Source organism: Mycobacterium tuberculosis complex sp. N0072 (genome assembly GCF_030323725.1).
Lineage (GTDB): Bacteria > Actinomycetota > Actinomycetes > Mycobacteriales > Mycobacteriaceae > Mycobacterium > Mycobacterium tuberculosis.
Genome location: NZ_CP040689.1, coordinates 3,962,071 through 3,987,563, shown reverse-complemented (window position 1 = coordinate 3,987,563; position 25,493 = coordinate 3,962,071). Strand labels below are relative to the sequence as shown.

Here is a 25,493-nt window from a genome sequence, read left to right as displayed (position 1 = left end):
CAACCGCCGCGCCACCACTGCGACGGCCCCGTCACCGCAGACCATAGCAGCAATGTCATGTCGACTTCTGCGAAATCCGCAGTCTCACCAAACCTTTAGCGCCGACCGCACCGCTATGCCGGCACCAGCTCCACTCCGCTGAGCACCACAGCGTTGTCACGAGTGGGTGCGACGACACTGGCCACCAGGCGGCGGCCGTCCTTCCACACGTTGACCGTGAGCGTCTCGCCCGGGTACGCCACGCCAGCAAAGCGTGCGCCGTAGCCGGCCACGGCCGTCGCATCGGAGTCCAGCAATGCATCGACGATCGCCTTGCAGGTCATCCCATAGGTGCACAGGCCATGCAGAATAGGCCGGGGAAAGCCTGCGGCAGCGGCGAATTCGGGATCCGAGTGCAGCGGGTTGCGGTCGCCGCAGAGCCGGTAGAGCAGCGCTTGCTGCGGCAGAATCGGCATCGCGACCTGCAGATCGGGCGCCCGCTCCGGCGCGACATCTGATCCCGACGGCCCGCGCTTGCCGCCGAATCCGCCTTCGCCACGGGCATAGATCGACCGCTTCTGCGTCCACAGCAGCAAGCCGTCCGGTGTGGTCGCCGTCGTTTCGCTGCAGATTACCGCGGCTTTGCCCTTGTCCCAGATGGCGGTGAACCGGGTGACCGCCCTGGCCGAACCCGACGGCGGCAGCGGGGCGGGAACCTCGACTCGCTCGCTGGCGTGCAGCACCTTGCTGAGCTCGATATCGATGCCCGGAAACTGGACGGTCGGTGGTGTGGTGAGGTGGAAGGTGGCCGCGACGTTGCCGAACGTCGGCAACACCTGCGGTGTATCGTCCGCCAGATAACTCAGCTCACGGGGGTTCATCGGATCAGAGCCGGCGCCCAGTCCCAGCTGGTAGAGCTGCACATCGGTACTGGTCCAAGAGAATTCGACGGGCGGTAGCTGTGCACCCAGCGCGACGTCCAAGTCGATGGGCATATCAGCGCTTTCCCGCCTGATCGGCAATGTGCAGCGCCGCCAGGTACCCGAACGTCATCGCCGGGCCTATCGTGCCGCCCGGACCGGGGTAGGTGTGTCCCATCACTGGGGCACTGACATTGCCTGCAGCGTAAAGGCCGTCGATGATGCTGCCGTCGTCCCGCAGAGCACGTCCGTTGACATCGGTGCGGATACCGCCCTTGGTCCCCAGGTCGCCCGGAACCATCTTGGCGCCATAATAGGGCGGGTGGCCGACCTCGCCGAGGTTCGGATTGGGCTTGTTGCTCGGGTCGCCGTAGTAGCGATCGTAGGCACTTTCCCCGCGGTGGTAGTCCTCGTCGACACCGGACCGGGCGAATGCGTTGAAACGCTGGACGGTGGCAGTGAGTTCGTCCGCGGGCAGACCGGCCTTGCCGGCCAGCTCCGCAAGGGTATCGGCCTGGACGATGACGCCGGAATCCAGCCACCTGCTCGGAATGCGTTGCCCTGGTTGTAGTCCCGCGAAGATGTAGCGGTCCCGGTATCGCTGGTCGAACACCAGCCACGCCGGAATGTTCTCGCCCGGTCCGGGCCCCTGGCCGTGTTCGCCGCCGTACATATGATGACAGGCTTCGACGTATGGCATCGATTCGTTCATGAATCGCTTGCCTGACATGTTGACGATGATCGAACCGGGAGAGTTGCGCTCCGAGAGCGCGAACCATGGTTTGCCGACCAGCGGTACCGTCGGGCCCCACCAAGCGTCATCCATCAGATCCAGTGCTGCGCCGAGCTTTTCGGCGGCGAGAATGCCGTCACCGGTATTGGCGCTGGCGCCCACGGTCCACTCGGTGGTGATGGGTGCCCGCTGGTACTTGATTCGCATCTGCTCGTTATGCTCGAAACCACCACAGGCCAGGATCACGCCGCGGCGAGCCCGGATCAGCTGCGGCTCAGCGGATTCCGCCTCGTGGGAATCGCGGACGTATACCCCGGACACGACGCCATTTTCGACGAAAAGATCGGTGAAGGCGGTGTTGAGTTCGACCGGCACTCCGGCGCGCTGCAACCCGATCCGCAACGGCCCAATGAGGGCTCGACCCATGCCGACCAGGTTCTTACCTGTTGCCTTCGCCCACATCGTGCGGGCGCCGACCTTCATGCTGCGCAGCACGCCACGGGGGTGACGTTTGAGCTGATTGAGGCGAACGTAGTCCTGCTGCATCACAACCACATTGAGCGGAACCTTGCCATACGCGGGCTCCAGCCCGGCCATGTCGGCACCAAGCTTGCGCGCGTTGAACGGTTTCGGCTCGATCGAACGTCCGCCCGGGCGGCCGCCCGGAGCCTCGGGGTAGTAGTCGGAGTAGCCGGGTACCCAGCACATCTTCAGCGGCGTGTGCTTCAGCACGAACGACAGCATCTCGGGCCCGCGGTCGAGGTAAGCATCGATGCGTTCCGGCTCGACGATTTCGCCGACGATGCCGTGCAGATAGGTGCGTGCCGCCTCCGGTGTATCTCGAACGCCGCGGCGCTTGAGGACCTCGTTGTTGGGGATCCAGACGCCGCCGCCCGAGCGTGCGGTGGAGCCGCCGTAGTGCGGGGCCTTCTCGACGACTACCGTCGAGAGACCTCGGTGAGCGGCGACCAGCGCAGCAACCATGCCGGCGGCGCCGCTGCCGACCACCACGACGTCGAACTCCTGCACAGTCATGTAGAACACGTTATAGAATTGCTCGGGTCGGGCGCTACTGGCCCGGTCACGCCTACGAGGGGACTTCGCCGAATGCTCCGTGATGCCACCCGTGATGAGCTGGCCGCCGACCTAGCACAAGCCGAGCGAAGCCGCGACCCGATCGGTCAACTGACCGCCGCCCATCCCGAGATCGATGTCGTCGACGCCTACGAGATCCAGTTGATCAACATCCGGCAGCGGGTGGCCGAGGGTGCCCGCGTGGTGGGTCATAAGGTCGGGCTGTCGTCGCCGATCATGCAGCAGATGATGGGGGTTGACGAACCAGACTACGGACACCTGCTCGACGACATGCAGGTGTTCGAAGACACGCCGGTCCAGGCGTCCCGGTACCTGTCTCCGCGGGTTGAGGTGGAGGTGGGCTTCATCCTGGCCGCCGACCTACCGGGTGCGGGCTGCACCGAGGACGACGTGCTGGCGGCCACCGAGGCCCTGGTGCCCGCCATCGAGCTGATCGACACCAGGATCAAGGATTGGCAGATCAAGATCTGCGACACCATCGCCGACAACGCCTCGGCGGCGGGCTTCGTGTTGGGCGCGGCCCGGGTGCCGCCGGCCGATCTTGACGTCAGGGCGATCGATGCGAAGCTGACCCGCAACGGCGAGGTGGTGGCCGAGGGCCGCAGTGATGCGGTGTTGGGTAACCCGGCGACCGCGGTGGCTTGGCTGGCCGGCAAGGTCGAGAGTTTCGGCGTGCGGCTGCGCAAAGGCGACATCGTGTTACCCGGGTCATGCACGTTCGCGGTCGAGGCGCGGGCCGGCGACGAGTTTGTCGCCGACTTCACCGGGCTGGGTTTGGTCCGGTTGTCGTTCGAATAAGGGGAGCAACATGCCGTCCAAGGCAAAAGTGGCGATTGTCGGGTCGGGAAATATCAGCACCGATCTGCTGTACAAGCTGCTGCGATCGGAGTGGCTGGAGCCGCGCTGGATGGTGGGCATCGACCCGGAGAGCGATGGCCTGGCGCGCGCGGCCAAGCTGGGTTTGGAGACCACCCACGAGGGGGTGGACTGGCTGCTGGCGCAGCCCGATAAACCCGACCTGGTGTTCGAGGCAACCAGTGCCTACGTGCACCGGGACGCGGCGCCCAAGTACGCCGAGGCCGGGATCCGGGCCATCGACCTGACGCCGGCGGCGGTGGGTCCGGCGGTGATCCCGCCGGCGAACCTGCGCGAGCACCTGGACGCGCTGAACGTCAACATGATCACCTGCGGGGGACAGGCGACCATTCCGATCGTGTACGCGGTGTCTCGGATCGTGGAGGTGCCCTACGCCGAGATCGTGGCGTCGGTGGCTTCCGTTTCAGCGGGACCGGGCACGCGCGCCAACATCGACGAGTTCACCAAGACCACCGCCCGTGGGGTCCAGACCATCGGCGGGGCCGCCCGCGGCAAGGCGATCATCATCTTGAATCCCGCCGACCCGCCGATGATCATGCGCGACACCATCTTTTGCGCCATCCCCACCGACGCCGACCGCGAAGCGATCGCCGCCTCCATCCACGACGTCGTCAAAGAGGTGCAGACCTACGTGCCTGGATACCGGCTGCTCAACGAACCGCAGTTCGACGAGCCGTCGATCAACTCGGGCGGGCAGGCGCTGGTCACCACGTTCGTCGAGGTTGAGGGCGCCGGGGATTACCTGCCGCCCTATGCGGGCAACCTGGACATCATGACCGCGGCGGCCACCAAGGTGGGCGAGGAGATCGCCAAGGAGACGCTGGTTGTAGGAGGAGCGCGATGACCGATATGTGGGACGTCCGCATCACGGACACCTCGCTGCGGGATGGGTCGCACCACAAACGCCACCAATTCACCAAGGACGAGGTCGGTGCCATCGTGGCCGCCCTAGACGCCGCTGGCGTGCCGGTGATCGAGGTGACCCACGGCGACGGCCTGGGCGGCTCATCGTTCAACTATGGCTTCTCGAAAACCCCTGAGCAGGAGCTGATCAAGCTGGCCGCGGCGACCGCGAAAGAGGCCCGGATCGCGTTTTTGATGTTGCCCGGTGTGGGCACCAAGGACGACATCAAAGAGGCGCGGGACAACGGCGGGTCGATCTGCCGGATCGCCACCCACTGCACCGAGGCCGACGTGTCGATCCAGCATTTCGGGCTGGCCCGCGAACTGGGTCTGGAAACCGTCGGGTTTTTGATGATGGCCCACACCATTGCGCCGGAGAAACTGGCCGCCCAGGCCCGCATCATGGCCGACGCCGGCTGCCAGTGTGTCTACGTCGTCGACTCCGCCGGTGCCCTGGTGCTCGACGGCGTGGCCGACCGGGTGTCGGCCCTGGTCGCCGAGCTCGGCGAAGACGCCCAGGTGGGCTTTCATGGGCACGAGAACCTCGGTCTCGGGGTGGCCAATTCGGTGGCGGCGGTGCGCGCGGGCGCCAAGCAGATCGACGGGTCCTGCCGGCGTTTCGGCGCCGGGGCGGGTAACGCGCCGGTCGAGGCGCTGATCGGGGTGTTCGACAAGATCGGCGTCAAGACCGGCATTGATTTCTTCGACATTGCCGACGCCGCCGAGGACGTGGTGCGCCCGGCCATGCCGGCCGAATGTCTGCTCGACCGCAACGCGTTGATCATGGGGTATTCCGGGGTCTACTCCAGCTTCCTCAAGCATGCGGTCCGCCAGGCCGAGCGCTACGGCGTGCCGGCGTCGGCGCTGTTGCACCGGGCCGGTCAGCGCAAGCTCATCGGTGGCCAGGAAGACCAGCTCATCGACATCGCGCTGGAAATCAAACGCGAGCTGGATAGCGGTGCGGCCGTAACGCATTGACGACACCGCTGGTTCGCGGATTTCACGGAAACGCAGATGGTCCGACCCGGTTTGTCCTACGGTTCTGACTGATTGTCAGGTCGGGAAGGGACGGGGTCATGAACTATGCGGTATTGCCGCCGGAGCTTAATTCGTTGCGGATGTTCACGGGTGCAGGTTCGGCGCCGATGTTGGCGGCGGCGGTGGCCTGGGACGGGCTGGCCGCAGAGTTGGGGTCCGCGGCGTCCTCGTTTGGGTCGGTGACCTCGGACTTGGCAAGTCAGGCGTGGCAGGGGCCGGCGGCGGCGGCGATGGCGGCGGCGGCGGCACCGTATGCGGGATGGTTGAGCGCTGCGGCGGCCCGGGCCGCGGGGGCGGCGGCCCAGGCCAAGGCGGTGGCCAGCGCGTTCGAGGCGGCACGGGCGGCGACGGTGCACCCTTTGCTGGTGGCGGCCAACCGCAATGCGTTTGCGCAGTTGGTGATGTCGAATTGGTTCGGGCTGAACGCGCCGCTGATTGCGGCCGTTGAGGGCGCCTACGAACAGATGTGGGCCGCGGATGTGGCCGCGATGGTGGGCTACCACTCCGGGGCCTCGGCGGCGGCCGAGCAGTTGGTGCCCTTTCAGCAGGCGCTGCAGCAGCTGCCGAACCTGGGTATCGGCAATATCGGCAACGCCAACCTGGGCGGCGGCAACACCGGCGACCTGAACACCGGCAACGGCAACATCGGTAACACCAACCTGGGCAGCGGGAACCGGGGTGACGCGAACCTGGGCAGCGGCAACATCGGCAACTCCAACGTGGGCGGCGGGAACGTCGGCAACGGCAACTTCGGCAGCGGCAACGGGAGGGCGGGACTTCCAGGCAGTGGGAACGTCGGCAACGGGAACCTCGGCAACAGCAACCTGGGCAGCGGCAATACCGGCAACTCCAACGTCGGGTTCGGGAATACCGGCAACAACAACGTCGGCACCGGAAACGCCGGCAGCGGCAACATCGGCGCCGGGAACACCGGCAGCAGCAACTGGGGCTTCGGCAACAACGGCATTGGCAACATCGGTTTCGGCAACACCGGCAACGGCAACATCGGCTTCGGGCTCACCGGCAACAACCAGGTGGGCATCGGTGGGCTGAACTCGGGCAGCGGAAACATCGGCTTGTTCAACTCGGGCACCAACAACGTCGGTTTCTTCAACTCCGGCAACGGCAACCTGGGTATCGGCAACTCCAGCGACGCGAATGTGGGCATCGGAAACTCGGGGGCCACCGTGGGCCCGTTCGTGGCGGGCCATAACACCGGTTTCGGGAACTCGGGTTCGCTCAACACGGGCATGGGAAACGCCGGGGGCGTGAATACCGGTTTCGGAAACGGCGGCGCAATAAACCTCGGCTTCGGGAACTCGGGCCAGTTGAATGCGGGCAGCTTCAACGCGGGCAGCATCAACACGGGCAACTTCAATTCCGGACAAGGCAATACCGGTGATTTCAACGCCGGCGTCAGAAATACCGGCTGGTCAAACTCGGGCCTCACTAACACCGGCGCCTTCAACGCGGGTTCGCTCAACACCGGGTTCGGCGCCGTCGGCACCGGCTCCGGCCCGAACTCGGGTTTCGGCAACGCCGGCACGAACAACTCGGGCTTCTTCAACACGGGCGTTGGCAGCTCGGGGTTCCAGAACGGGGGCAGCAACAACTCGGGCCTGCAAAACGCGGTCGGCACCGTCATCGCGGCGGGTTTCGGAAACACCGGCGCCCAAACGGTGGGTATCGCAAACTCGGGCGTCTTAAACTCCGGATTCTTCAACTCGGGCGTCCACAACTCGGGCGGCTTCAACAGCGAGAACCAGCGGTCGGGGTTCGGGAACTGATTTCGCTTTGGTGCGGTATCGAATGCCATAACCGGTGGGGACCCGCTCCAAGCGCGGTTGCGCTACTACTGCAGTCCCAGTTCGTTGGTGTTGGAAGCGCAATGCGCGACGGTCAAGGTGCGCCGCCATCACGCACTGATGTCACCCGCCCGAGAGTGGACGTGTCATCACGGTCAGCCGTACGCCGTATCGGGGCACCACGCCAGCCCGTCCGGCCCCCGAGGCTGGCATCCCGGGCAGTCCAGGCACTCCAGCGGCGGGGGCGTCGCCGCCGGGCAGTGTGGTCATTGGGGTGGCATCGAACGCCCTGACGGTGGTGACCGCGGGCGCCTTCCAGGCGGGCGGCACCGACATTTGCCCGATGGTACCCGCGCCGCGCATCGCGGCCGAAACTTCGCCCGGGCCGCGTAGTGCTCCGTCCGATAGTGACTTGGCCATGCTGGTCAGCGGCGCGAGGAACGCCGGGGCGATGTCGGCTGGTGGGGGAGCGGCCGCCGCAGCCGCGCTCCCTAGCTCGGGCAAGATCCCCAAATTCTTCTCGGCCCCAATGATGCCGGTACCCATCGAATTGATGTTGTTGATCGAGCCGATCATTGCGTACCAAGCCAGTAGGCCGTCGAGCAAACAGAACTCGTCCCCGACGATGCTCGGGAAAGGTATCGCATTGACGATTTCGCCCGCCTCCAGGAAAAAGGGTGTCAGCTCGGGCGCGATCGGCAGCAGCAGTATTCCGATTTCTTCCAGGAGGTTTCCCAGCCAGTTGCCGTCGGCGGCGCCGGCGTTGGCGGTCGCGCGGCTGACTTCGGCGCTTTGCGCCGGCAGACCGGCTGAGTTGGTGTCTTGCTGCGGGGAGGTAAATGGTGTCAAAGTCCGCGCTGCCGCCGAGGTGGCCGCGTAGTCGTACATGGCGGTGGCGTCCTGTTCCCACATCTCGGCGTACTGGGTCTCCAGGGCCGCAATCGCCGCGGTGTTCTGGCCGAAAAAGTTGGTCGCTATCAGCGATAGCACCTGTGCACGGTTGGCCATGATTGCCGGTGGCGGCACCGTCATGGCGAACGCCTGCTCAAATCCGGTCGCGGCCGCGGTGATCTGGGTGGCCGTCTGCCTTGCCTGCGCGGCGGTGGTGGTCAGCCACTCAACATACGGGGTGACCGCCGCACCCATCCTCACAGACGATGGACCCAGCCATTGCCAGCCGGTGAGGCTGGCGATCACCGAGCGGTAGGTCTCCGCCGCCGACTGCAATTCCGCCGACACCTGATCCCAGGCGGCGGCGGCCCACAACGAGCCCGCTCCCGGCCCGCTATACATCCGTGTCGAGTTGACTTCCGGCGGAAGCATCGCGAAATCCATGAACATCTGCGAATGCCTTTCCCTAGCTGGTCGCGGATAGGCCGGGCTGCCGTCAGTGCTGAGATCGCAACGGCAGGCGCGTCATTGGGTGGCTGTCGCGGATGCAGACTTCGTTAGCCGCCGCTGGACGGTCAGTAGAGTTCCGCATCGCGACACCCTTTCCGGCGCATCTCACGGACCGGGTCTCGACCAGCCTCGCGTCAATCCACGCCGCTACGAATACACATATAGCGGACAATATACTGCTCAGACTGTCGTATAACGCAACAATAAGCTAGATCAATAATGGGTAGCTCGTGCGCAGGGCTCTGGAAGCGAGCGGGCTTTGTCTTCAATTGCCGTAAATGACGGGGGCAGATGTTCGCCATTGACGCAAAACAGGAACACGTTCTAGTGTCGAAGTCGTGTACTCCGACCCGCTGCGCGAGGCGATCGCAGAAGCCGAGCAGCTGGTAGCCGCCGCCCCGCACATCGAGACTGAAGCCGACCTGCTCGAAGGGCTGCAATACCTGGCCGGCTGCATCGCGGGCTGCATGCACCTGGCCTTCGACTACGAGCGTGACCACCCGTTCCTGCAGTCCGGAACAGGGCCGTTCACGAAGATGGGCCTGGACAACCCCGACACCCTCTACTTCGGCACCCGGCTGCAGGCCAACCGCGACTATGTGGTCAGCGGACGGCGCGGCACCACCACCGACCTGAGCTTTCAGCTGCTCGGCGGCGAGTACACCGACTATAACGTGCCGGCCAGCCAGGCCGCGTTCGACGACCGTGAGCTCGACATCGCCGCGGACGGCAGCTTCGAATGGCGGTTGCGGCCCAGCGCTCCCGGGCAACTAGTGATCCGGGAGGTGTACGGCGATTGGTCACAACAGCGCGGCACGCTGGCCATCGCCAGGCTGGACACCGTCGGCACCGCGCCGCCGCCGCTGACTCGCGAGCTCATGGAAAAGCGTTATGCCACAGCGGGATCCCAGCTTGTGAACCGGGTGAAAACCTGGTTACAGTTTCCCCAGTGGTTCTACCTCAATATCCCGGTTAACACCATGGTGGCGCCTCGGTTGACTCCCGGTGGCCTGGCCACCCAATACTCGTCGGCCGGTCATTTCGAGCTGCGGCCGGGTCAAGCGCTGGTGATCACGGTGCCGGTGAGCGACGCCCCCTACTTAGGGTTTCAGTTGGGCAGCATGTGGTACATCTCGCTGGACTATATCAATCATCAGACCTCGTTGAATGCCAGCCAGGCCCAAGCGGACCCGGATGGCAAGGTGCGCATCGTGGTCGCCGAGCAGAATCCGGGTGTGACCAACTGGGTGGAAACGCTCGGCCATCGGCGCGGGTTTCTGCAGTTCCGCTGGCAGCGGGTATCCCGTGAGCTCACCGAGGCCGATGGGCCCACCGTCGAACTGGTCGACTTCGACGCCATCCCGGCGGCACTGCCGCATTACCAGCACAACAAGATTTCCGAGGATGATTGGCGGGCGCGAATTGCGTTGCGTCAACGGCAAATCGCGACCAGGATGCTGGGATGACCGGGATGCTCAAGCGCAAGGTGATCGTCGTCAGTGGCGTCGGACCGGGGCTGGGCACGACGCTGGCGCACCGATGTGCGCGAGACGGCGCCGATCTGGTGCTGGCTGCGCGCAGCGCGGAGCGTCTCGACGACGTCGCCAAGCAGATCATCGACACCGGGCGACGGGCGGTGGCGGTGCGCACCGACATCACCGACGACGACGACGTAAGCAACCTTGTGCAGGCCACGCTGGCGGCGTACGGCAAGGCCGACGTGCTGATCAACAACGCGTTCCGGGTGCCATCGATGAAACCATTGGCCGGCACCACATTTGAGCACATCCGTGACGCGATAGAGCTCAGCGCGCTGGGGACGCTACGACTCATCCAGGCGTTTACGCCCGCGCTGGCGCAGTCTCACGGCGCGATCGTCAACGTCAACTCCATGGTGATCCGGCACTCGCAGCCGAAATACGGCACCTACAAGATGGCCAAGTCCGTACTGCTAGCTATGTCGCATTCGCTGGCCACGGAACTGGGCGAGCAGGGAATTCGCGTCAATTCCGTTGCACCCGGCTATATCTGGGGTGACACGCTGAAAAGCTATTTCGACTATCAGGCCGGCAAATACGGCACTACCGTGGATCAGATCTATCAGGCGACCGCGGCAAACTCCGATCTCAAACGGCTGCCAACCGAAGACGAGGTGGCCTCAGCGATTCTTTTCCTGGCCAGCGACCTGGCCAGCGGCATCACCGGGCAGACCCTGGACGTCAATTGCGGGGAGTACCACACGTAATGACTCGGCGTCCCGATCGGAAAGATGTGGCCACCGTCGACGAACTGCACGCATCGGCTACCAAACTGGTGGGTCTCGACGATTTTGGCACCGACGACGACAACTACCGTGAGGCGCTGGGTGTGTTGCTGGACGCTTACCAGGGCGAAGCCGGCCTCACCGTGTTGGGCAGCAAGATGAACCGGTTCTTCCTGCGCGGTGCGCTGGTGGCCAGGCTACTGTCCCAGTCCGCGTGGAAGCAGTATCCGGAGCACGTCGACGTTGCCATCAAACGGCCTATCTTCGTCACCGGGTTGGTGCGCACCGGAACCACTGCGCTGCACCGGCTGCTGGGCGCCGACCCGGCCCACCAAGGCCTGCACATGTGGCTGGCCGAGTACCCGCAGCCGCGCCCCCCGCGCGAGACCTGGGAGTCAAACCCGTTGTATCGCCAGCTCGATGCACAGTTCACCCAGCATCATGCCGAGAATCCGGGATACACCGGCTTGCATTTCATGGCGGCCTACGAGTTGGAGGAGTGTTGGCAGCTGTTGCGGCAGTCGCTGCATTCGGTGTCGTACGAGGCGCTGGCGCATGTACCCAGCTATGCCGACTGGTTGTCACGCCAGGACTGGACGCCGTCGTATTGCCGGCACCGCCGCAACCTGCAGCTGATTGGGCTCAACGATGCCGAAAAGCGGTGGGTACTAAAGAATCCGAGTCATCTATTTGCCCTGGATGCGCTGATGGCGACCTATCCCGATGCCCTGGTGGTGCAGACTCACCGGCCGGTGGAGACGATCATGGCGTCGATGTGCTCGCTGGCGCAGCACACCACAGAAGGGTGGTCGACGAAGTTTGTGGGCGCCCAGATCGGTGCGGACGCGATGGACACCTGGTCGCGTGGGCTGGAGCGGTTCAATGCCGCACGGGCCAAATATGATTCGGCCCAGTTCTACGACGTGGACTACCACGACTTGATTGCCGATCCGCTGGGTACGGTGGCAGATATCTACCGGCACTTCGGGTTGACGCTGTCCGACGAGGCTCGACAGGCAATGACAACCGTCCACGCCGAGAGCCAGAGCGGTGCCCGGGCCCCAAAGCATTCCTATTCGTTGGCTGACTACGGGCTCACGGTCGAAATGGTCAAAGAGCGGTTCGCCGGGCTGTGATTCGGTGTGCTGTTTGGCCAGCCGCGTCGCATTGGTCGAGCAGATACGCAATTTGCCCGCCTCAGCGCGACAACTCGCCAGCCGCCCGAAATTGTTTGATTACCAGGTGGATTGCCCGAGCTGTCGCTTGCCAGGGAGACGGGACCACCTGATTGCCAGGGGGTAGTGAACAGTTCGCTACCCCCAGCAGTTGCTCCCACGCCGCACCATGACCATCCGGCCGGGCCGGACGCACCGCGTCGGCGACCGCCCCGATCAACCCGTCATCGATAGCGCTGACATCGTCGTCGCGGGGCAGACCGGGTGCCTGCGCGGGCCTCCACGTAGCGCCGCACCGTCTTGCGGTCCATACCGCAATGCGCGGCGATCGTGCGGCACCCCGGGGCCGGCAACCCGGCCACCCCCAGCCAGACCCGCAGCACTTCCCTGATCTTGTTCATACTGACCTCCCGAAAAGCCATGCCCGCCGCCTCCCGTGACTTGAGCTGTCACGACGATCGCACGAATAAGCGAAAAGACCACCGACGCGGCGCGCCGTGGTCCCGTGACTGGCAATCAAGGTGGTCCCGTCCTCCCCCTGGCACAAGCAGATCACACTGGTCCCAAGCTCATGGCAGGCGGCATACTGGACCAGCTAGCGGTGATCTACCATCCAGCGAGACGCCAGTTGAACACACGTATTTGAGGTGAAATGATGTTGGATCGGTTACGACAGGGTGGCTATTGGCTCGTTAGAGGCAAAATCAACCTGATAGATCGGGCTTTCACATCATGTCGCATAGAGTCGTTCGCGGATCTCGGTGCCGTTTGGGGAGTGGAAGGCGCCTATACATTTCGCGCCCTGGATAAGTACCCGGTAAAAGAGGCAGTATTGGTCGATGGCCGCATAACTCCAACAGTCGCGGCCCGTGCAAATTCATATCCGCAACTTCGCGTTATTGAGGGGAACTTCGGAGACCAGGAGATTGCCGATAAAGTCGGTAATGTCGACGCCCTCTTCCTATTCGATGTGCTGCTGCACCAAGTGTCGCCTGATTGGGACACTATCCTGGATATGTACGCAAAGAATGTACGTTGTTTGCTGATTTATAATCAACAATGGATAGGTTCAACAACCACAGTTAGATTGTTGGATCTGGGTGAAAAGCACTACTTTCGTAACGTCCCGCACAGCAAACTTAACAAGGCTTATAGAGATCTCTTTCAAAAACTCGATAAAAAGCACCCGGATCATGACAAGCCGTGGCGCGATATACCAGACATCTGGCAATGGGGTATCACCGACGCTGATCTCGAATCAAAAGCTTCTGAACTCGGTTTCAAGCTGCTCTACAAGGAGGATTGCCGCGGATTTGGCTGGCTGCCCAATATTCAGAATCGGGCCTTTCTTTTTGCGCGACAATAAGGTCACAGTAAACCCTCGTTTTGTGAGATGCGGGGCGGGCCGGGCGAAGTCGACCTCGAGTGAATGGATCTCGAGTGAATGGACAGGGCATCGCCTACGAGTCGCATCCCCATCCAACAGACCGGTGCTCTTGCATCGGACCCTGAAGGTCCCGCACGGAGGGTGTGGTTGCCGGCGCGGGGTCAAGGTGCGGTAGCGACGTAGTGTTTGAACGAATTTCTTGATGCTCCAACCTGTTTGGTGTTCAATCCAGTTCTGACCGCCAGGGCGGCGAACACGATGCTCTGGTGCGCCTCGATCGACTCGCGCACACCGGAGAGGCTTCATAGGAAGCTCAGTCCCGGAACCGCCGTCACAAACCGTACGCCTCGGTGGCACCGTGCCGGATGCGGCACCGTATCCCGCGGCAAGCGGGTGTGCGACGTTATCGGTTTGGGTCGTGGTGCTCCAAGTAGCCCTCGGCCACTGCGTGTTCGATGCTGTCGGTCAGCCGGGGACAGGACCTGGTGCGTGCGGAATCCCCGCCGCGTGCCCGCAGCTCGGTGAAGTACGCGCAGCGCCGCGACGCCTCGGTGTTCCATTGCACAGCGGTATGACCCGGCCCCAGCCTCTTTACGGTCACCGTGACATGGCAGAACCGGCAATCCACCGGTTGCAGGCCTGAGGTCAGATAACGGTCGCGCTCGGCGCGGCTGGCTTCGCGCACCGCGGCAGCACGCTGCGGGTCGTCAGCGAAATCCCTTGACTTCGACCAGGATCCACATGTGCGGTGTTGCTCGGGGGAATCGTTGTGATCGTGATGATCACCGTGCAGCAGTAGCATCGACCGGGCCAGCCGATCGACGTCGGGAACCGCCGGCTGATCGTCAGGCATGTCCGTCAGTGTTGCTCGGCGGGCACGTCGTCGGAAACTTCTCTCGATTTCAAGTTCTTCTCTACCTCGGCATTCCAGAACTCGTTGGCGCGCTTGGTGTCGACCTCGATCTCGAAGCGCTCCACCATCTCTGGTTTTATGTCGGCTACGTCGACATAAAACTGTTCATACCAGCGGCGCAGCTGATACACGGCGCCGTCCTCTTCAACCAGCAGCGGGTTGTCGATGCGGGTCTTGTGCTTCCAGATCTCGACATCCTGCAAGAAGCCCTTGCTGACGCCCTCGGTGAACACCCGCGACAACTTGTCGGTCATCTCTTCGCTCATACCCTTGGGCTTTTCGACGATGACGCCCCATTGCAGGACGAACGAGTTCTGGGTCACCGGGTAGTGGCAGTTGATCAGGATCGACTCGGACTTGTAGTTGCCGTAGCGGTTGTGCAGCCAGTTGATCATGAACGACGGCCCGAAGTAAGACGCCTCCGAATCCAGATGCGCCTCACCGTAAGACGTCCCCAGATCGTCGACATCGGGCCGGCCCACGTTGTGCAGATACTGCGAGGCGATGTGGCCCTCGAAGACGTTCTTGAAGTACGTCGGCAAACCGAAGTGGATGTAGAAGAAGTGCGCCATATCGGTGACGTTGTCGATGATGTCGCGGCAGTTGGACCCTTCGATGAGGATGCGGTTCCACCGCCAGTCGGTCCACTCGTCGCTGGCCGCCTCGGGAATCTCGGGGATCCGGACCGCGGGGTCGGGTGGATTGCCCTCATGGTCGTGCCAGACAAACAGCAGCCCGCTGCGCACATCGGTCGTCCACGACCGAGTGCGCGCCATTCTGGGTGTGCGCCTGGCATACGGCACCAATTTGCAGCGGCCGTCGCCACCCCAGCGCCAGTCGTGGAACGGGCAAGCGACCTCGTCGCCTTTGACGGTGCCCTCGGACAGGTCGCCGCCCATGTGCCGGCAGTAGCCGTCGAGGACTTTCAGGTCCCCGTGGGAATCAGCGAACACAACCAGCTTGGTGCCGAACGCCTCTACCCCGTGTGGCTTCCCTTCCAAATAGTCCTTCGCGACGCCCAGGCAATGCCAGCCACGCGCATACCTGGTCGGCAAGGCGCCGGCATCGATCTCCCGAACACCGACTCCACTCGTGTCGGTACTCACCTGTCACCTCCCGATCGGTATCGCTAACTAGAACACGTTACAGTTTTCTCTCCGGTGAGCGCAACGACAGCGAGTCTGGCCACGGCATATGTACGACGGGCGTATATCTAAACGATGCCGCTGTTTTCTTTCGAGGGCCGATCGCCCCGGATCGATCCCACCGCGTTTGTGGCCCCGACAGCCACCCTGATCGGCGACGTCACCATCGAGGCTGGGGCGTCGGTCTGGTTCAATGCCGTGCTGCGCGGCGACTATGCGCCCGTCGTCGTGCGCGAGGGGGCCAATGTGCAGGACGGGGCGGTATTACACGCACCGCCCGGCATCCCGGTAGACATCGGCCCGGGGGCGACAGTGGCGCACCTGTGTGTGATCCACGGCGTCCACGTCGGGTCTGAGGCTCTGATCGCCAACCACGCGACGGTCCTCGACGGAGCGGTAATCGGCGCGCGCTGCATGATCGCCGCGGGAGCGCTGGTGGTGGCCGGCACTCAGATTCCGGCCGGAATGCTGGTAACGGGAGCGCCGGCCAAGGTGAAGGGACCGATTGAAGGAACGGGCGCGGAAATGTGGGTTAACGTCAATCCGCAGGCCTATCGTGACCTGGCTGCACGGCATCTGGCCGGACTGGAACCCATGCAGGCGTCGCTGCGGGTTAAGCCGTCGGCAGTTTTAACATCCGGTTGTAAAAGTCGATCACGTAGACGGCGCCGTCGTTGTCCACCGCCACATCAGTTGGGGAGAAGAGTCCGGTGAACGGCAGCTGCGACTGCGCATTCGAGCCGGCCGCCAGCTTCAGCACCCGATTGTTGTTCAGATCGGCCACATAGACGCTATCGTCGCGGTCCACCGTCACACCGGCGGGAAAGCTGAGATCGGCGAATGGGAGGTGCACCGGCGTGGCCGACCCCGCGGTCAACGCCACCACGCGATTGTGGCCGCTGTCGGTCACGTAGACGGTGCCAGCACCGTCCACCGCCACATCATAGGGGTGGTCGAGCCCGACGAACGGCAGTTCGGTAGGGGTATCTGCGCCTGGGGGCAGTTTCAACACTTTGGCATTGTCATAGTCGACGACATAGACGCTGTCGCTGCGGTCCACTGCCAAACCATGCGCATCGCCAAGGCTGCCGAACGGGAGCTCGACCGGGGGTTCGATGCCGGCCGCGAGTTTCAACACATGGTGGCTGTCTTCATCGATGACATAGACGTCGCGGTTGCTGTTTACCGCCACGCCGCCTGGACCGATGGTGTCGGTGAATGGCAACGTGGTCGGGGTGTTGGAGCCGGCCGGCAGTTTCAGCAGTCGCTTGTGACCGGAGTCGGCCACGTAAACGGCGTCCGCCAGGTCCACCGTCACCCCGTCGGGATTCCAAAGGTCGATCGGCACCACGACCTGGCTGGGCGGGGAAGGAGTGGTTGGCGATGCGGCCTGCCTGGACGTGGACGACCCAGAAATTTTTGGCTCAAAGATCAGGTAACCAATGGCTGCGAGGGTCACCACGACAACGACTGCAGCTCCAGTAATGGCTAAGGTGCGTCGATTCCGCGGCCACCCGTAGCGTCGGCGTTCGGAATCCACCGGCCAGCTCCCCCTTTGCAATCGCGACCGCGACGGAGAAAGAGTACCTGAGCACTTGCCCGCGCGCAGAACTGACGTCTGGCTATCGGGTGTGAACTTCACCATGCTCGGATGGTCTGCGGCGTCGCCCGGATCGCGCCGGGCGATTATGCGGCTGCCTGTTTGGGTTTCTCGCAGCCGACCACCCACATAGAGAAGTACTGCGAGCCGCCACCGTAAGCGTGCCCCAAGGCCTTTCGCGCACCCGGAACTTGACGCGCCTCCGCCTTGCCCATGACTTGGATCGCGGCCTCGGCGAAGCGGATCAGGCCCGATGCGCCGATCGGATTGGCGGACAGCACGCCGCCGGAAGGGTTCACCGGTAGTCGACCGCCGATCGCAGTCTCGCCGGCCTCGGTGAGCTTCCAGCCCTCGCCCTCGCGGGCAAATCCCAGATTCTCCAACCACATCGGCTCGAACCAGGAGAACGGGACGTAAATTTCGGCGGCGTCGATTTCGTCGATGGGGCTGGTGATGCCCGCGGCCTTCCACAGCGCCGCCGCCGCGTCGCGGCCGGCCTGCGGGTTGACCTGGTCGCGCCCGGCGAAAGCCAGCGGCTCGGTGCGTAATGCGGTGCCATGAATCCAGGCCACCGGATGCCCTTGCGCCAGTCGCGCGTCGGCGATCTCCTCGTCGCCGACGACAACCGCGCACGCACCGTCTGACGACGGGCACGTCTCATCGAAACGTATTGGATCCCAGAGCATCTGAGATGCCATCACCTTCTCCAGGGTGATGTCGGGCTGCTGCAGATGTGCCAACGGGTTGCGGCTGCCGTTGAGCCGGTCCTTGACCGCAACCATAGCACCGATGTGTGCCGGTGCGCCCGAGCGGCGGATATAGGCCCGGACATGCGGGGCGAAGTATCCCCCCGCACCGGCACCGACCGGTTTGGTGAACGGCACAGGAATCGACAACGCCCACATGGCATTGGATTCCGACTGCTTTTCCCAGGCTAATGCCAGGACCCGGCGGTATTTGCCGGATTGCACCAGGCTGGCAGCCACTACCCCGGTGGATCCGCCAACCGAACCGGCGGTGTGTACCCGGATCAGCGGCTTGCCGGTCGCGCCCATGGCGTCGGCCATGAATAGCTCCGGCATCATCACCCCTTCGAAGAAGTCGGGCGCCTTGCCGACCACGACGGCGTCGATGTCGTCGAAGGTGGAACCGGAATCCGCCAGCGCTCGGTCGATGGCCTCCCGCACCAGACCGTTCATCGAAACGTCTTGGCGCTTGGCGACATACTTGGTCTGCCCGGTGCCGAGTACGGCGGCCAGCTTTCCGGCCATCAGCGCTGCCCCTCCACTATCCCCGTCCTTCCATGACCGCGACCAGGTTTTGCTGCAGCGCCGGTCCGCTGGTGGCGTGCGCCAGCACGCGCCGCGCCGATCCGTCCCAGATATGTTGTGCGGCAAAGCCGATACGCTCAAGGCCGGCGGCGAACATGGGGTTGGCGGCCAACGGGCCGCCGGACGGATTCACTTTCGTCTTACCCGGAATCCTGATGGCCTCCGCGACGATCAGGTGCTGGTGGGTAAAGGGCCCATGGATCTCCGCCACGTCGATGTCGCCGGTGTGTCCGCCGGTGGCTATCTTGGCCGCCAGTTTGGTCGACGGAGACTCGGTGATGTCGCGCGCCCCCAGCGCCGGAGACTCGATGCGATGTTCGATTCCGGTGATCCACGCCGGATTTTCGCGCAGTTCTCGGGCGCGGTTGTCGGCCGCGAGCACGACCGCGGCGGCACCGTCGGTAATCGGCGCAATGTCGTGGCGCCGCAGCGGATCGGCAAAAAACGGCCGTGCCAGCAGTTCCCCGACGGTGATCGGCGGCTCCACGGAATCCACCCGGCGAGCGTTGGTGAAGGAATCGAACGCCACTCGCGCCATCTGCTCGTGGGTCCACTTGCCGGAGTCCAGCCCCAACCGCGCCTGTAGTCCCGCCATCGATACCGAATCCGGCCACAGCGGCGCGACGGTGTACGGGTCGGTCTGGCGGGACAGCACACGGCGCAGCGTTCCGGCCGAGGACTTCCCGAAGCCGTACACCAGCGCGGTGTCGACCTCGCCGGTCAGCAGTTTGATGTAGGCCTCATACAGTGCCCAGGCGGCGTCCATCTCGACGTGCGATTCGTTGATCGGCGGTACGGCTCCGATGGAGTCGATCGCGGAGATGAACGAAAATGCTCGTCCAGCCAGGTAATCCGACGAACCCGAACACCAGAATCCGATGTCGGCCTTGGTGATGCCCAGCTCGTCGTATAGCTGGGCGAAGCACGGCATCAGCATCTCGACGCCGTTGGTAGTGCCGTCGGTGCGGCGCACGTGCGGGGCGTGGGCGAAGCCGACAACGGCAATATCGCGAACGCTCATTGGTTGGTGGGCCCTTTACAGGTGGTGCTTGTAGGTGTCGTAGTCGGCATCCGGTTCGCCGGTGGGGCGGAAGTACTCGATGTTGTCGATGCCCAGTCCCCACCGCTCCCGCGGCTTCCACACCGCCTCGACGCGCATGCCCATCCGCACCTGGTGCGCGTCGACGTCGGAAACCAAATGCAAAAACGGGATGTCGGCGCCGTCGAGCAACACGTAGGCCGCCACATAGGGCGGCTTGATTCGCTGGCCCAGGAACGGGATGTTGACGATCGCGAACGTCGTCACCGTGCCCTTGTCGGGCAGCTCGACAAACTCGGAGGTGGGTTTCCCGGTGGCCGGGTCGGCGCCATGCGGCGGGAAGTATACCTTGCCGGTCTTTCCGGTTCTGGCGCCCACGAGCTTGCCCTGGGCGATGGCGCGCAGATACGCACTCTCCTCGTACGAGGCGGTGTGCTGAATTTCCAGCTGGATCGGCGTGACGATCATGGTGACCGGGTCCCGCGCATCCTCGGTCTTGTGAGCCGCCACCGGTTCTGCGGTCTCGCCGAGCGCAAAGCAGGCGATATCGGTGATGGCGCCCACCGGTTGGTCGGCCCAATGCGCGTGCACCCGGGCGCCGGTGTGGATGGCGGAAGGGCCGGCGGTTCCCACATCAACGGCGTGCATCAGCAAGGTGTCGGCGCCGTCGAGCTTGATCAGCGCCCAGGCGAACGGCCGGTCCAGGGGCTGGCCGGCTAGCGGCTCGGGTTGCCAGGTCCAGGACGCGACGGTGCCGACGCTGGACACCGGTACCATTTCGCTCAGGGGTTCGTAGGTAACCGGGTCATATTCCACCGGCGGCACATGGACTCGGCCGTCGGATCCGCGCACCCCGACAATGCGGCGTGCACGCAAGGCGGTGAAAAACCTGCTTAACGTGGGCCCCACCGAACGGGTGTAGTCGAAGGACAACGTGAGGGGCGCGGAAAGGGGCGGCTCAGAGTGATCGATCAGCGCCGGGCCGCTCGAGCTGGCTGTCACGCCTGTCGAGTAGAACAGGTTCTAACAACGGTTTCAACATTGCCCTCCTGAAGGGCGTCGTGGAGGCAGGGATGAAGCTCGGACTACAGCTGGGGTATTGGGGCGCGCAGCCGCCGCAGAACCATGCGGAACTCGTCGCCGCGGCCGAGGATGCGGGTTTTGACACGGTGTTCACCGCCGAGGCGTGGGGGTCCGACGCCTACACGCCGCTGGCCTGGTGGGGCTCGTCGACGCAACGGGTGCGGCTGGGTACGTCGGTGATCCAGCTGTCCGCGCGCACACCAACGGCCTGTGCGATGGCCGCGCTGACACTGGACCATCTGTCCGGTGGCCGGCACATTCTCGGGCTCGGCGTGTCCGGTCCGCAGGTGGTCGAGGGTTGGTACGGGCAGCGGTTTCCCAAGCCGCTGGCTCGCACCCGCGAATACATCGACATCGTGCGCCAGGTGTGGGCCCGAGAATCGCCGGTGACCAGCGCCGGGCCGCACTACCGGCTGCCACTGACGGGGGAGGGCACGACAGGTCTGGGCAAAGCGCTCAAACCCATCACCCATCCGCTGCGCGCCGACATACCAATCATGCTGGGGGCCGAGGGGCCCAAGAACGTCGCGCTGGCCGCCGAGATCTGCGATGGCTGGCTGCCCATCTTCTATTCGCCACGCATGGCCGGCATGTACAACGAATGGCTCGACGAAGGATTCGCCCGGCCCGGCGCCCGGCGTAGCCGCGAGGACTTCGAGATCTGCGCGACGGCGCAGGTGGTCATCACCGACGATCGGGCGGCCGCGTTTGCCGGAATCAAGCCGTTCCTGGCGCTCTACATGGGCGGGATGGGCGCCGAAGAGACCAACTTCCACGCCGACGTCTATCGCCGGATGGGGTACACGCAAGTGGTCGATGAGGTCACCAAGTTATTTCGGTCTGGCCGCAAGGACGAGGCCGCCGAGATCATCCCGGACGAGCTCGTCGACGACGCCGTGATCGTCGGTGACATCGACCACGTGCGTAAGCAGATGGCCGTCTGGGAGGCCGCCGGGGTCACCATGATGGTGGTGACCGCCGGCAGCGCAGAGCAGGTCCGCGACCTTGCCGCCCTGGTCTGATCGATCCTTGCCAGCGGGCTAGAACGCGTTCTAGATTGGGCTGATGGCTTCGCTTTCTTGCGGTTCAGATCGGGTGACCGTCGCCGAAGGTCATTTCTACGTTGGCCGCCGACTGGGACAACAGAGCCCGCTTCGGCAGGCCCAGCGATGCCAGTTCTTTGGCGTAGGGATGGTCTCCCAACCGCAGTCGGGCGCCGCCGAGCCGGGCGCGCAGGCCCGAGACTTTCATTTCCCAGGGAATCTCGCGAGTTACGCCGTCATGGTGGGAGTAGGTCTTCAACATTTGCCACCCGAGGGTCGGCACCGGCAGGCCGGTGCTGAACTCGATCCCGGCGATCAACCGTCCGTCGGCGCTGACGTCGAAGCCGAACCTCCGGCCGTCGGTGACGTTGAAGTCCGCCATGATCTTCGGGAAGCCCCAGATGGTGCGCCCGGCCTCAAGCGTGAACACCTGATCTACCGGCAGATGATGGATGAACGCGGCGGCTCGGGTGAGGGCTCTGGGCCCGCGGCGTTGGGTGCCGGGCGGGTTCACCATGATCGCGGTGCCGTACTCGTGGTATCGCCCCAAATCCCCGTCGACGTAGCGCACCAGCATCTGCATCACGATTGCCTTACCGGGCAGGTATTCGCACACCCGCAGCCCGCTGTAGTCGATGAGGCGCTGCGCTGGGTCGGCGGGCACCGAGAACATCGCGGAATGCAGGTTGGCGGTGCGAATGCGCACCGGCATGGTGAGCACCGTGCCGGCGATGGTGTGTTGCGAGACGGGCATATCGCCCACTGTAGTGCGGAGGATCGCGATGACTGAAGCTCCGGACGTGGATCTGGCCGACGGCAACTTCTACGCCAGCCGCGAGGCGCGGGCCGCGTACCGGTGGATGCGGGCCAACCAACCGGTGTTCCGCGATCGCAACGGCCTGGCGGCCGCGTCGACGTACCAGGCGGTGATCGACGCCGAACGTCAACCCGAGCTGTTCTCCAACGCCGGCGGCATCCGCCCCGACCAGCCCGCCCTGCCGATGATGATCGACATGGACGATCCCGCACATCTGTTGCGGCGCAAGCTGGTTAACGCCGGCTTCACCCGCAAGCGGGTGAAGGACAAGGAGGCGTCGATTGCCGCGCTGTGTGACACCCTGATCGACGCCGTGTGCGAACGCGGCGAGTGTGACTTCGTGCGGGACCTGGCCGCGCCGCTACCGATGGCGGTGATCGGCGACATGCTCGGGGTGCGTCCAGAGCAGCGGGACATGTTCTTGCGGTGGTCCGACGATCTGGTGACATTCCTCAGTTCGCATGTGTCTCAAGAGGATTTCCAGATCACCATGGACGCCTTCGCGGCCTACAACGACTTCACCCGGGCCACCATTGCGGCACGGCGAGCGGACCCCACCGACGACCTGGTCAGCGTGCTGGTGAGTTCCGAAGTTGACGGCGAGCGGCTAAGCGACGACGAGCTGGTCATGGAGACGCTGCTGATCCTGATCGGCGGCGACGAGACCACGCGGCATACCTTGAGCGGTGGTACCGAGCAGCTGCTGCGCAACCGTGACCAGTGGGACCTGCTGCAGCGCGACCCGTCGTTGCTGCCCGGGGCCATCGAGGAGATGCTACGTTGGACCGCCCCGGTAAAGAACATGTGCCGGGTGTTGACCGCGGATACCGAGTTTCACGGCACGGCGTTGTGTGCCGGCGAGAAGATGATGCTGCTCTTCGAGTCGGCGAACTTCGACGAGGCGGTTTTCTGTGAACCGGAAAAGTTTGATGTTCAGCGAAATCCAAACAGCCACTTGGCGTTTGGCTTCGGCACGCATTTCTGCCTGGGCAATCAGCTGGCCCGGTTGGAGCTGTCGTTGATGACGGAACGGGTGTTGCGGCGGCTACCCGACCTGCGGTTGGTCGCCGATGACTCCGTGTTGCCGCTGCGGCCGGCGAACTTTGTCAGCGGCCTGGAATCCATGCCGGTGGTGTTCACGCCGAGCCCGCCGCTGGGCTGAGCCACGCCGAACGTGAACTGAGGGCGGAATATCGGCCGAATCTCCGCCGTGAGTTCACGTTCGGCGCTGCCAGGCCGCTGACACCCGCCAGATGATGCCACCCTCGGTGTCCTCGACCGTCACGCGTACGTCGGTCCACCCAAGCTCGGTCAACGCTTCGGCACGCTTGATGTCCTTGTTGAACGTTCTGCGGTCGGTCCGGTGATGGTCGCCCTCGTAATCCACGCCGACCTTGATTCCTGCCCAACCCATATCGATAACCGCGACCAGCTGGCCGTACTCGTCGTAAACCGGGATCTGGGTCTGTGGTCTTGGAAAGCCCGCTCGGATGAGTAGCAGACGCAGCCACGTCTCGCGAGGTGACTCGGCACCTGGATCCACCAGATCCAATGCGATACGAGCATTTCGGATGCCGCGGCTTCCCCGGTAGCGTTCGGCGAGCATCTCGACATCGGCCAGCTTGAGGTCCGTCGCGCGGGCGAGCGCATCGATGGCCGCGACGGCCTTGCCGACCGGATAGCGGCGGGCGAGGTCGAGGGCGGTGCGCGCCGGTGTGGTCGTATTCATGCCGGAGATTGGCTGGATCTCGTCGTCGGCGACACGGTCCGACCAGGTGTGGATGCCGGCCGGCGGGCGACGGTGGTCGTAGAGCAGCTCGGCCGCCTGTCGCGCGTCGACCCATTTGGCGCCGTGCATCGCCGCCGCCGACTGCCCGGCGATGACGCCGCGCCGCCGCGACCATAGCCAGGCGGCCTGAGCGCGACTCCATGCGGTCAGGTCGGCGCCGGGGGAGACATAGACGTCGGGGTGGATCGTGGCGTATGCGCTTCGCAGCCGGTGCCGCGTCAACGCGCCGGAGGCAATCGCTTCGCTGCCGAGGAATGGTTCGATCACGATCGCAGTGTGCCGTCGTGCACCGACACCGCCGTCCAACGTGAACTGAGGGCGGAAAATCGGCCGAAATCTCGCCCTCAGTTCACGCTCGGCGCCTAGCGGTTCTGGAAGTTGGGTGCGCGCTTCTCGGCGAACGCGCGCGGGCCTTCCTTGGCGTCGTCGGACAGGAAGACCTTGATGCCGATCTGGGTGTCGATCTTGAACGCCTCGTTTTCGGGCATGCACTCGGTCTCGCGGATGGACCGCAGGATGGCCTGCACGGCCAGGGGTCCGTTAGCCGAGATGGCGTCGGCAAGTTCTAGAGCCTTGGTCAGCGCCTGGCCGTCGGGCACCACGTGGCCGATCAGGCCCATTTCCTTGGCCTCGGCGGCGGTAATGTGCCGTCCGGTCAGCAGCAGGTCGCAGGCCAGAGTGTAGGGGATCTGCCGGACCAGCCGCACGGCCGAGCCGCCCATCGGGTACAGGCTCCACTTGGCCTCGGAGATGCCGAACTTCGCACTTTCACCGGCGACCCGGATGTCGGTGCCCTGCAGGATCTCGGTGCCGCCGGCGATCGCGGGCCCCTCGACGGCGGCGATCAGCGGTTTGGTCAAGCGGCGCCCTTTGAGCAGGGCATCGATGCGCGACGGGTCGTAGCTGCCGTCCTTGAAAGAGTCGCCCGGCGGTTTCTGGGTTGCCGCCTTGAGGTCCATGCCGGCGCAAAAGTAGCCACCGGCTCCGGTGAGGATGCAGCAACGGATGTCGGGATCGTTGTCGACGCGATCCCAGGCCTGCACCATGATTCGCATCATTTCGGTGCTCAGCGCGTTGCGGGCGGCCGGCCGGTTCATGGTCACGATCAGGGTGTGGCCGCGCCGCTCCACCAGCGCGTCGGGTCCGGATTCCACGGTT

Annotated in this window: 23 protein-coding genes and 1 pseudogene; 11 read left to right on the top strand and 13 right to left on the bottom strand. The window is 64.3% G+C overall.

Features of this window, described 5'->3' with window-relative positions; translation table 11 throughout:
- Positions 1–113: 113 nt before the first annotated feature.
- Both chsH3 and kstD read right to left on the bottom strand, forming a co-directional pair.
- A complete protein-coding gene (chsH3, locus tag FF952_RS18640) occupies positions 114–974 on the bottom strand; it encodes an enoyl-CoA hydratase ChsH3 (RefSeq protein ID WP_031656894.1) in 861 nt (286 codons plus the stop codon).
- Position 975: 1 nt separating this feature from the next.
- Positions 976–2,667 carry a 3-oxosteroid 1-dehydrogenase gene (gene kstD, locus FF952_RS18635; protein WP_003419253.1) on the bottom strand — a complete coding sequence of 564 codons (1,692 nt, stop codon included), beginning with the start codon at positions 2,665–2,667 and terminating at the stop codon, positions 976–978.
- A gap of 72 nt (positions 2,668–2,739) precedes the next feature.
- Between kstD and FF952_RS18630 the strand changes: the two genes are divergently transcribed.
- The 4 genes from FF952_RS18630 to FF952_RS18615 all read left to right on the top strand — a co-directional run bounded on the left by FF952_RS18630 (position 2,740) and on the right by FF952_RS18615 (position 7,331).
- Entirely contained in the window at positions 2,740–3,525 is a 786-nt protein-coding gene (locus FF952_RS18630; RefSeq protein WP_003419252.1) for a 2-keto-4-pentenoate hydratase, read from the top strand.
- Positions 3,526–3,535: 10 nt separating this feature from the next.
- Positions 3,536–4,447 (top strand): acetaldehyde dehydrogenase (acetylating), encoded by a 912-nt coding sequence (locus tag FF952_RS18625; protein WP_003904348.1) that lies wholly within the window; start codon positions 3,536–3,538, stop codon positions 4,445–4,447.
- Entirely contained in the window at positions 4,444–5,484 is a 1,041-nt protein-coding gene (gene dmpG / locus FF952_RS18620; protein WP_003419250.1) for a 4-hydroxy-2-oxovalerate aldolase, read from the top strand. Before FF952_RS18625 ends, dmpG begins: the two co-directional genes overlap by 4 nt.
- A gap of 98 nt (positions 5,485–5,582) precedes the next feature.
- Positions 5,583–7,331 carry a PPE family protein gene (locus tag FF952_RS18615; protein WP_003900088.1) on the top strand — a complete coding sequence of 583 codons (1,749 nt, stop codon included), beginning with the start codon at positions 5,583–5,585 and terminating at the stop codon, positions 7,329–7,331.
- 141 nt (positions 7,332–7,472) lie between these two features.
- On the opposite strand, the gene FF952_RS18610 is transcribed toward FF952_RS18615, so the two are convergent.
- Positions 7,473–8,690: a PPE family protein gene (locus FF952_RS18610; protein WP_003905107.1), complete on the bottom strand. Its 1,218-nt coding sequence runs from the start codon at positions 8,688–8,690 to the stop codon at positions 7,473–7,475.
- Positions 8,691–9,088: 398 nt separating this feature from the next.
- Between FF952_RS18610 and FF952_RS18605 the strand changes: the two genes are divergently transcribed.
- From FF952_RS18605 to FF952_RS18595, 3 genes are read left to right on the top strand one after another with little or no spacing between them, the layout of a single operon-like run.
- Positions 9,089–10,216, top strand: coding sequence for a hypothetical protein (locus tag FF952_RS18605; RefSeq protein ID WP_003900087.1), 1,128 nt, complete (start codon positions 9,089–9,091; stop codon positions 10,214–10,216).
- Entirely contained in the window at positions 10,213–10,995 is a 783-nt protein-coding gene (locus FF952_RS18600; RefSeq protein WP_003905106.1) for an SDR family oxidoreductase, read from the top strand. The genes FF952_RS18605 and FF952_RS18600 overlap by 4 nt, the downstream gene beginning before the upstream one ends.
- Positions 10,995–12,149, top strand: a complete 1,155-nt coding sequence (locus FF952_RS18595) for a TLR2-mediated response inhibitor (RefSeq protein WP_003419222.1) — start codon at positions 10,995–10,997, stop codon at positions 12,147–12,149. Before FF952_RS18600 ends, FF952_RS18595 begins: the two co-directional genes overlap by 1 nt.
- A gap of 263 nt (positions 12,150–12,412) precedes the next feature.
- On the opposite strand, the gene FF952_RS18590 is transcribed toward FF952_RS18595, so the two are convergent.
- A complete protein-coding gene (locus FF952_RS18590) occupies positions 12,413–12,610 on the bottom strand; it encodes a hypothetical protein (protein WP_003908266.1) in 198 nt (65 codons plus the stop codon).
- A 230-nt stretch (positions 12,611–12,840) separates the two neighbouring features.
- On the opposite strand from FF952_RS18590, the gene FF952_RS18585 reads away from it, so the two are divergent.
- Entirely contained in the window at positions 12,841–13,554 is a 714-nt protein-coding gene (locus FF952_RS18585) for a hypothetical protein (RefSeq protein ID WP_003900086.1), read from the top strand.
- Between the two features lie 424 nt (positions 13,555–13,978).
- Here FF952_RS18585 and FF952_RS18580 read toward each other — a convergent pair whose 3' ends face one another.
- Both FF952_RS18580 and kshA read right to left on the bottom strand, forming a co-directional pair.
- Complete coding sequence (locus FF952_RS18580) at positions 13,979–14,428, bottom strand: hypothetical protein (RefSeq protein ID WP_003419215.1); 450 nt, start codon at positions 14,426–14,428, stop codon at positions 13,979–13,981.
- Between the two features lie 5 nt (positions 14,429–14,433).
- Positions 14,434–15,594: a 3-ketosteroid-9-alpha-hydroxylase subunit KshA gene (gene kshA, locus FF952_RS18575; protein WP_003419211.1), complete on the bottom strand. Its 1,161-nt coding sequence runs from the start codon at positions 15,592–15,594 to the stop codon at positions 14,434–14,436.
- Between the two features lie 114 nt (positions 15,595–15,708).
- Between kshA and FF952_RS18570 the strand changes: the two are divergent.
- Positions 15,709–16,230: pseudogene (locus tag FF952_RS18570) on the top strand (gamma carbonic anhydrase family protein); the annotation flags it as partial.
- Positions 16,231–16,246: 16 nt separating this feature from the next.
- On the opposite strand, the gene FF952_RS18565 reads toward FF952_RS18570, so the two are convergent.
- From FF952_RS18565 to FF952_RS18550, 4 genes are read right to left on the bottom strand one after another with little or no spacing between them, the layout of a single operon-like run.
- Complete coding sequence (locus tag FF952_RS18565) at positions 16,247–17,278, bottom strand: NHL repeat-containing protein (protein WP_003419207.1); 1,032 nt, start codon at positions 17,276–17,278, stop codon at positions 16,247–16,249.
- Positions 17,279–17,319: 41 nt separating this feature from the next.
- The gene (locus FF952_RS18560; RefSeq protein ID WP_003901662.1) at positions 17,320–18,504 is read right to left on the bottom strand and encodes a thiolase family protein; all 1,185 of its coding nucleotides are present in this window, start codon (positions 18,502–18,504) and stop codon (positions 17,320–17,322) included.
- 16 nt (positions 18,505–18,520) lie between these two features.
- On the bottom strand, positions 18,521–19,585 hold the full coding sequence (locus FF952_RS18555; protein ID WP_003419199.1) for a thiolase family protein: 1,065 nt from the start codon (positions 19,583–19,585) through the stop codon (positions 18,521–18,523).
- A 15-nt stretch (positions 19,586–19,600) separates the two neighbouring features.
- The gene (locus FF952_RS18550) at positions 19,601–20,605 is read right to left on the bottom strand and encodes a Zn-ribbon domain-containing OB-fold protein (RefSeq protein ID WP_014588846.1); all 1,005 of its coding nucleotides are present in this window, start codon (positions 20,603–20,605) and stop codon (positions 19,601–19,603) included.
- A 71-nt stretch (positions 20,606–20,676) separates the two neighbouring features.
- Here FF952_RS18550 and FF952_RS18545 point away from each other — a divergent pair, with 71 nt between their 5' ends.
- On the top strand, positions 20,677–21,708 hold the full coding sequence (locus FF952_RS18545; protein WP_003419192.1) for an LLM class F420-dependent oxidoreductase: 1,032 nt from the start codon (positions 20,677–20,679) through the stop codon (positions 21,706–21,708).
- A 64-nt stretch (positions 21,709–21,772) separates the two neighbouring features.
- Here FF952_RS18545 and FF952_RS18540 read toward each other — a convergent pair whose 3' ends face one another.
- Complete coding sequence (locus FF952_RS18540; protein ID WP_003419190.1) at positions 21,773–22,483, bottom strand: acetoacetate decarboxylase family protein; 711 nt, start codon at positions 22,481–22,483, stop codon at positions 21,773–21,775.
- Positions 22,484–22,511: 28 nt separating this feature from the next.
- Between FF952_RS18540 and cyp142 the strand changes: the two genes are divergently transcribed.
- Positions 22,512–23,708: a steroid C26-monooxygenase Cyp142 gene (gene cyp142 / locus FF952_RS18535; protein WP_003900082.1), complete on the top strand. Its 1,197-nt coding sequence runs from the start codon at positions 22,512–22,514 to the stop codon at positions 23,706–23,708.
- 54 nt (positions 23,709–23,762) lie between these two features.
- Here cyp142 and FF952_RS18530 read toward each other — a convergent pair whose 3' ends face one another.
- Together FF952_RS18530 and FF952_RS18525 are read right to left on the bottom strand one after the other, a co-directional pair.
- Positions 23,763–24,602, bottom strand: a complete 840-nt coding sequence (locus tag FF952_RS18530; RefSeq protein WP_003419184.1) for a type IV toxin-antitoxin system AbiEi family antitoxin — start codon at positions 24,600–24,602, stop codon at positions 23,763–23,765.
- Positions 24,603–24,697: 95 nt separating this feature from the next.
- Positions 24,698–25,489, bottom strand: a complete 792-nt coding sequence (locus tag FF952_RS18525) for a crotonase/enoyl-CoA hydratase family protein (RefSeq protein WP_003419179.1) — start codon at positions 25,487–25,489, stop codon at positions 24,698–24,700.
- Between the last annotated feature and the right edge of the window lie 4 nt (positions 25,490–25,493).

Bases quoted from the DNA above. Each gene is read 5' to 3' on its own strand.
- FF952_RS18560 (WP_003901662.1), bottom strand. From the start codon at position 18,504: ATGGCCGGAAAGCTGGCCGCCGTACTCGGCACCGGGCAGACCAAGTAT.
- FF952_RS18555 (WP_003419199.1), bottom strand. From the start codon at position 19,585: ATGAGCGTTCGCGATATTGCCGTTGTCGGCTTCGCCCACGCCCCGCAC.
- FF952_RS18580 (WP_003419215.1), bottom strand. From the start codon at position 14,428: ATGCCTGACGATCAGCCGGCGGTTCCCGACGTCGATCGGCTGGCCCGG.
- FF952_RS18600 (WP_003905106.1), top strand. From the start codon at position 10,213: ATGACCGGGATGCTCAAGCGCAAGGTGATCGTCGTCAGTGGCGTCGGA.
- cyp142 (WP_003900082.1), top strand. From the start codon at position 22,512: ATGACTGAAGCTCCGGACGTGGATCTGGCCGACGGCAACTTCTACGCC.
- FF952_RS18625 (WP_003904348.1), top strand. From the start codon at position 3,536: ATGCCGTCCAAGGCAAAAGTGGCGATTGTCGGGTCGGGAAATATCAGC.
- FF952_RS18590 (WP_003908266.1), bottom strand. From the start codon at position 12,610: ATGGCTTTTCGGGAGGTCAGTATGAACAAGATCAGGGAAGTGCTGCGG.
- FF952_RS18615 (WP_003900088.1), top strand. From the start codon at position 5,583: ATGAACTATGCGGTATTGCCGCCGGAGCTTAATTCGTTGCGGATGTTC.
- kstD (WP_003419253.1), bottom strand. From the start codon at position 2,667: ATGACTGTGCAGGAGTTCGACGTCGTGGTGGTCGGCAGCGGCGCCGCC.
- FF952_RS18585 (WP_003900086.1), top strand. From the start codon at position 12,841: ATGATGTTGGATCGGTTACGACAGGGTGGCTATTGGCTCGTTAGAGGC.
- FF952_RS18540 (WP_003419190.1), bottom strand. From the start codon at position 22,483: ATGCCCGTCTCGCAACACACCATCGCCGGCACGGTGCTCACCATGCCG.
- chsH3 (WP_031656894.1), bottom strand. From the start codon at position 974: ATGCCCATCGACTTGGACGTCGCGCTGGGTGCACAGCTACCGCCCGTC.
- FF952_RS18565 (WP_003419207.1), bottom strand. From the start codon at position 17,278: ATGGTGAAGTTCACACCCGATAGCCAGACGTCAGTTCTGCGCGCGGGC.
- dmpG (WP_003419250.1), top strand. From the start codon at position 4,444: ATGACCGATATGTGGGACGTCCGCATCACGGACACCTCGCTGCGGGAT.
- FF952_RS18630 (WP_003419252.1), top strand. From the start codon at position 2,740: ATGCTCCGTGATGCCACCCGTGATGAGCTGGCCGCCGACCTAGCACAA.
- FF952_RS18595 (WP_003419222.1), top strand. From the start codon at position 10,995: ATGACTCGGCGTCCCGATCGGAAAGATGTGGCCACCGTCGACGAACTG.
- FF952_RS18545 (WP_003419192.1), top strand. From the start codon at position 20,677: ATGAAGCTCGGACTACAGCTGGGGTATTGGGGCGCGCAGCCGCCGCAG.
- FF952_RS18610 (WP_003905107.1), bottom strand. From the start codon at position 8,690: ATGTTCATGGATTTCGCGATGCTTCCGCCGGAAGTCAACTCGACACGG.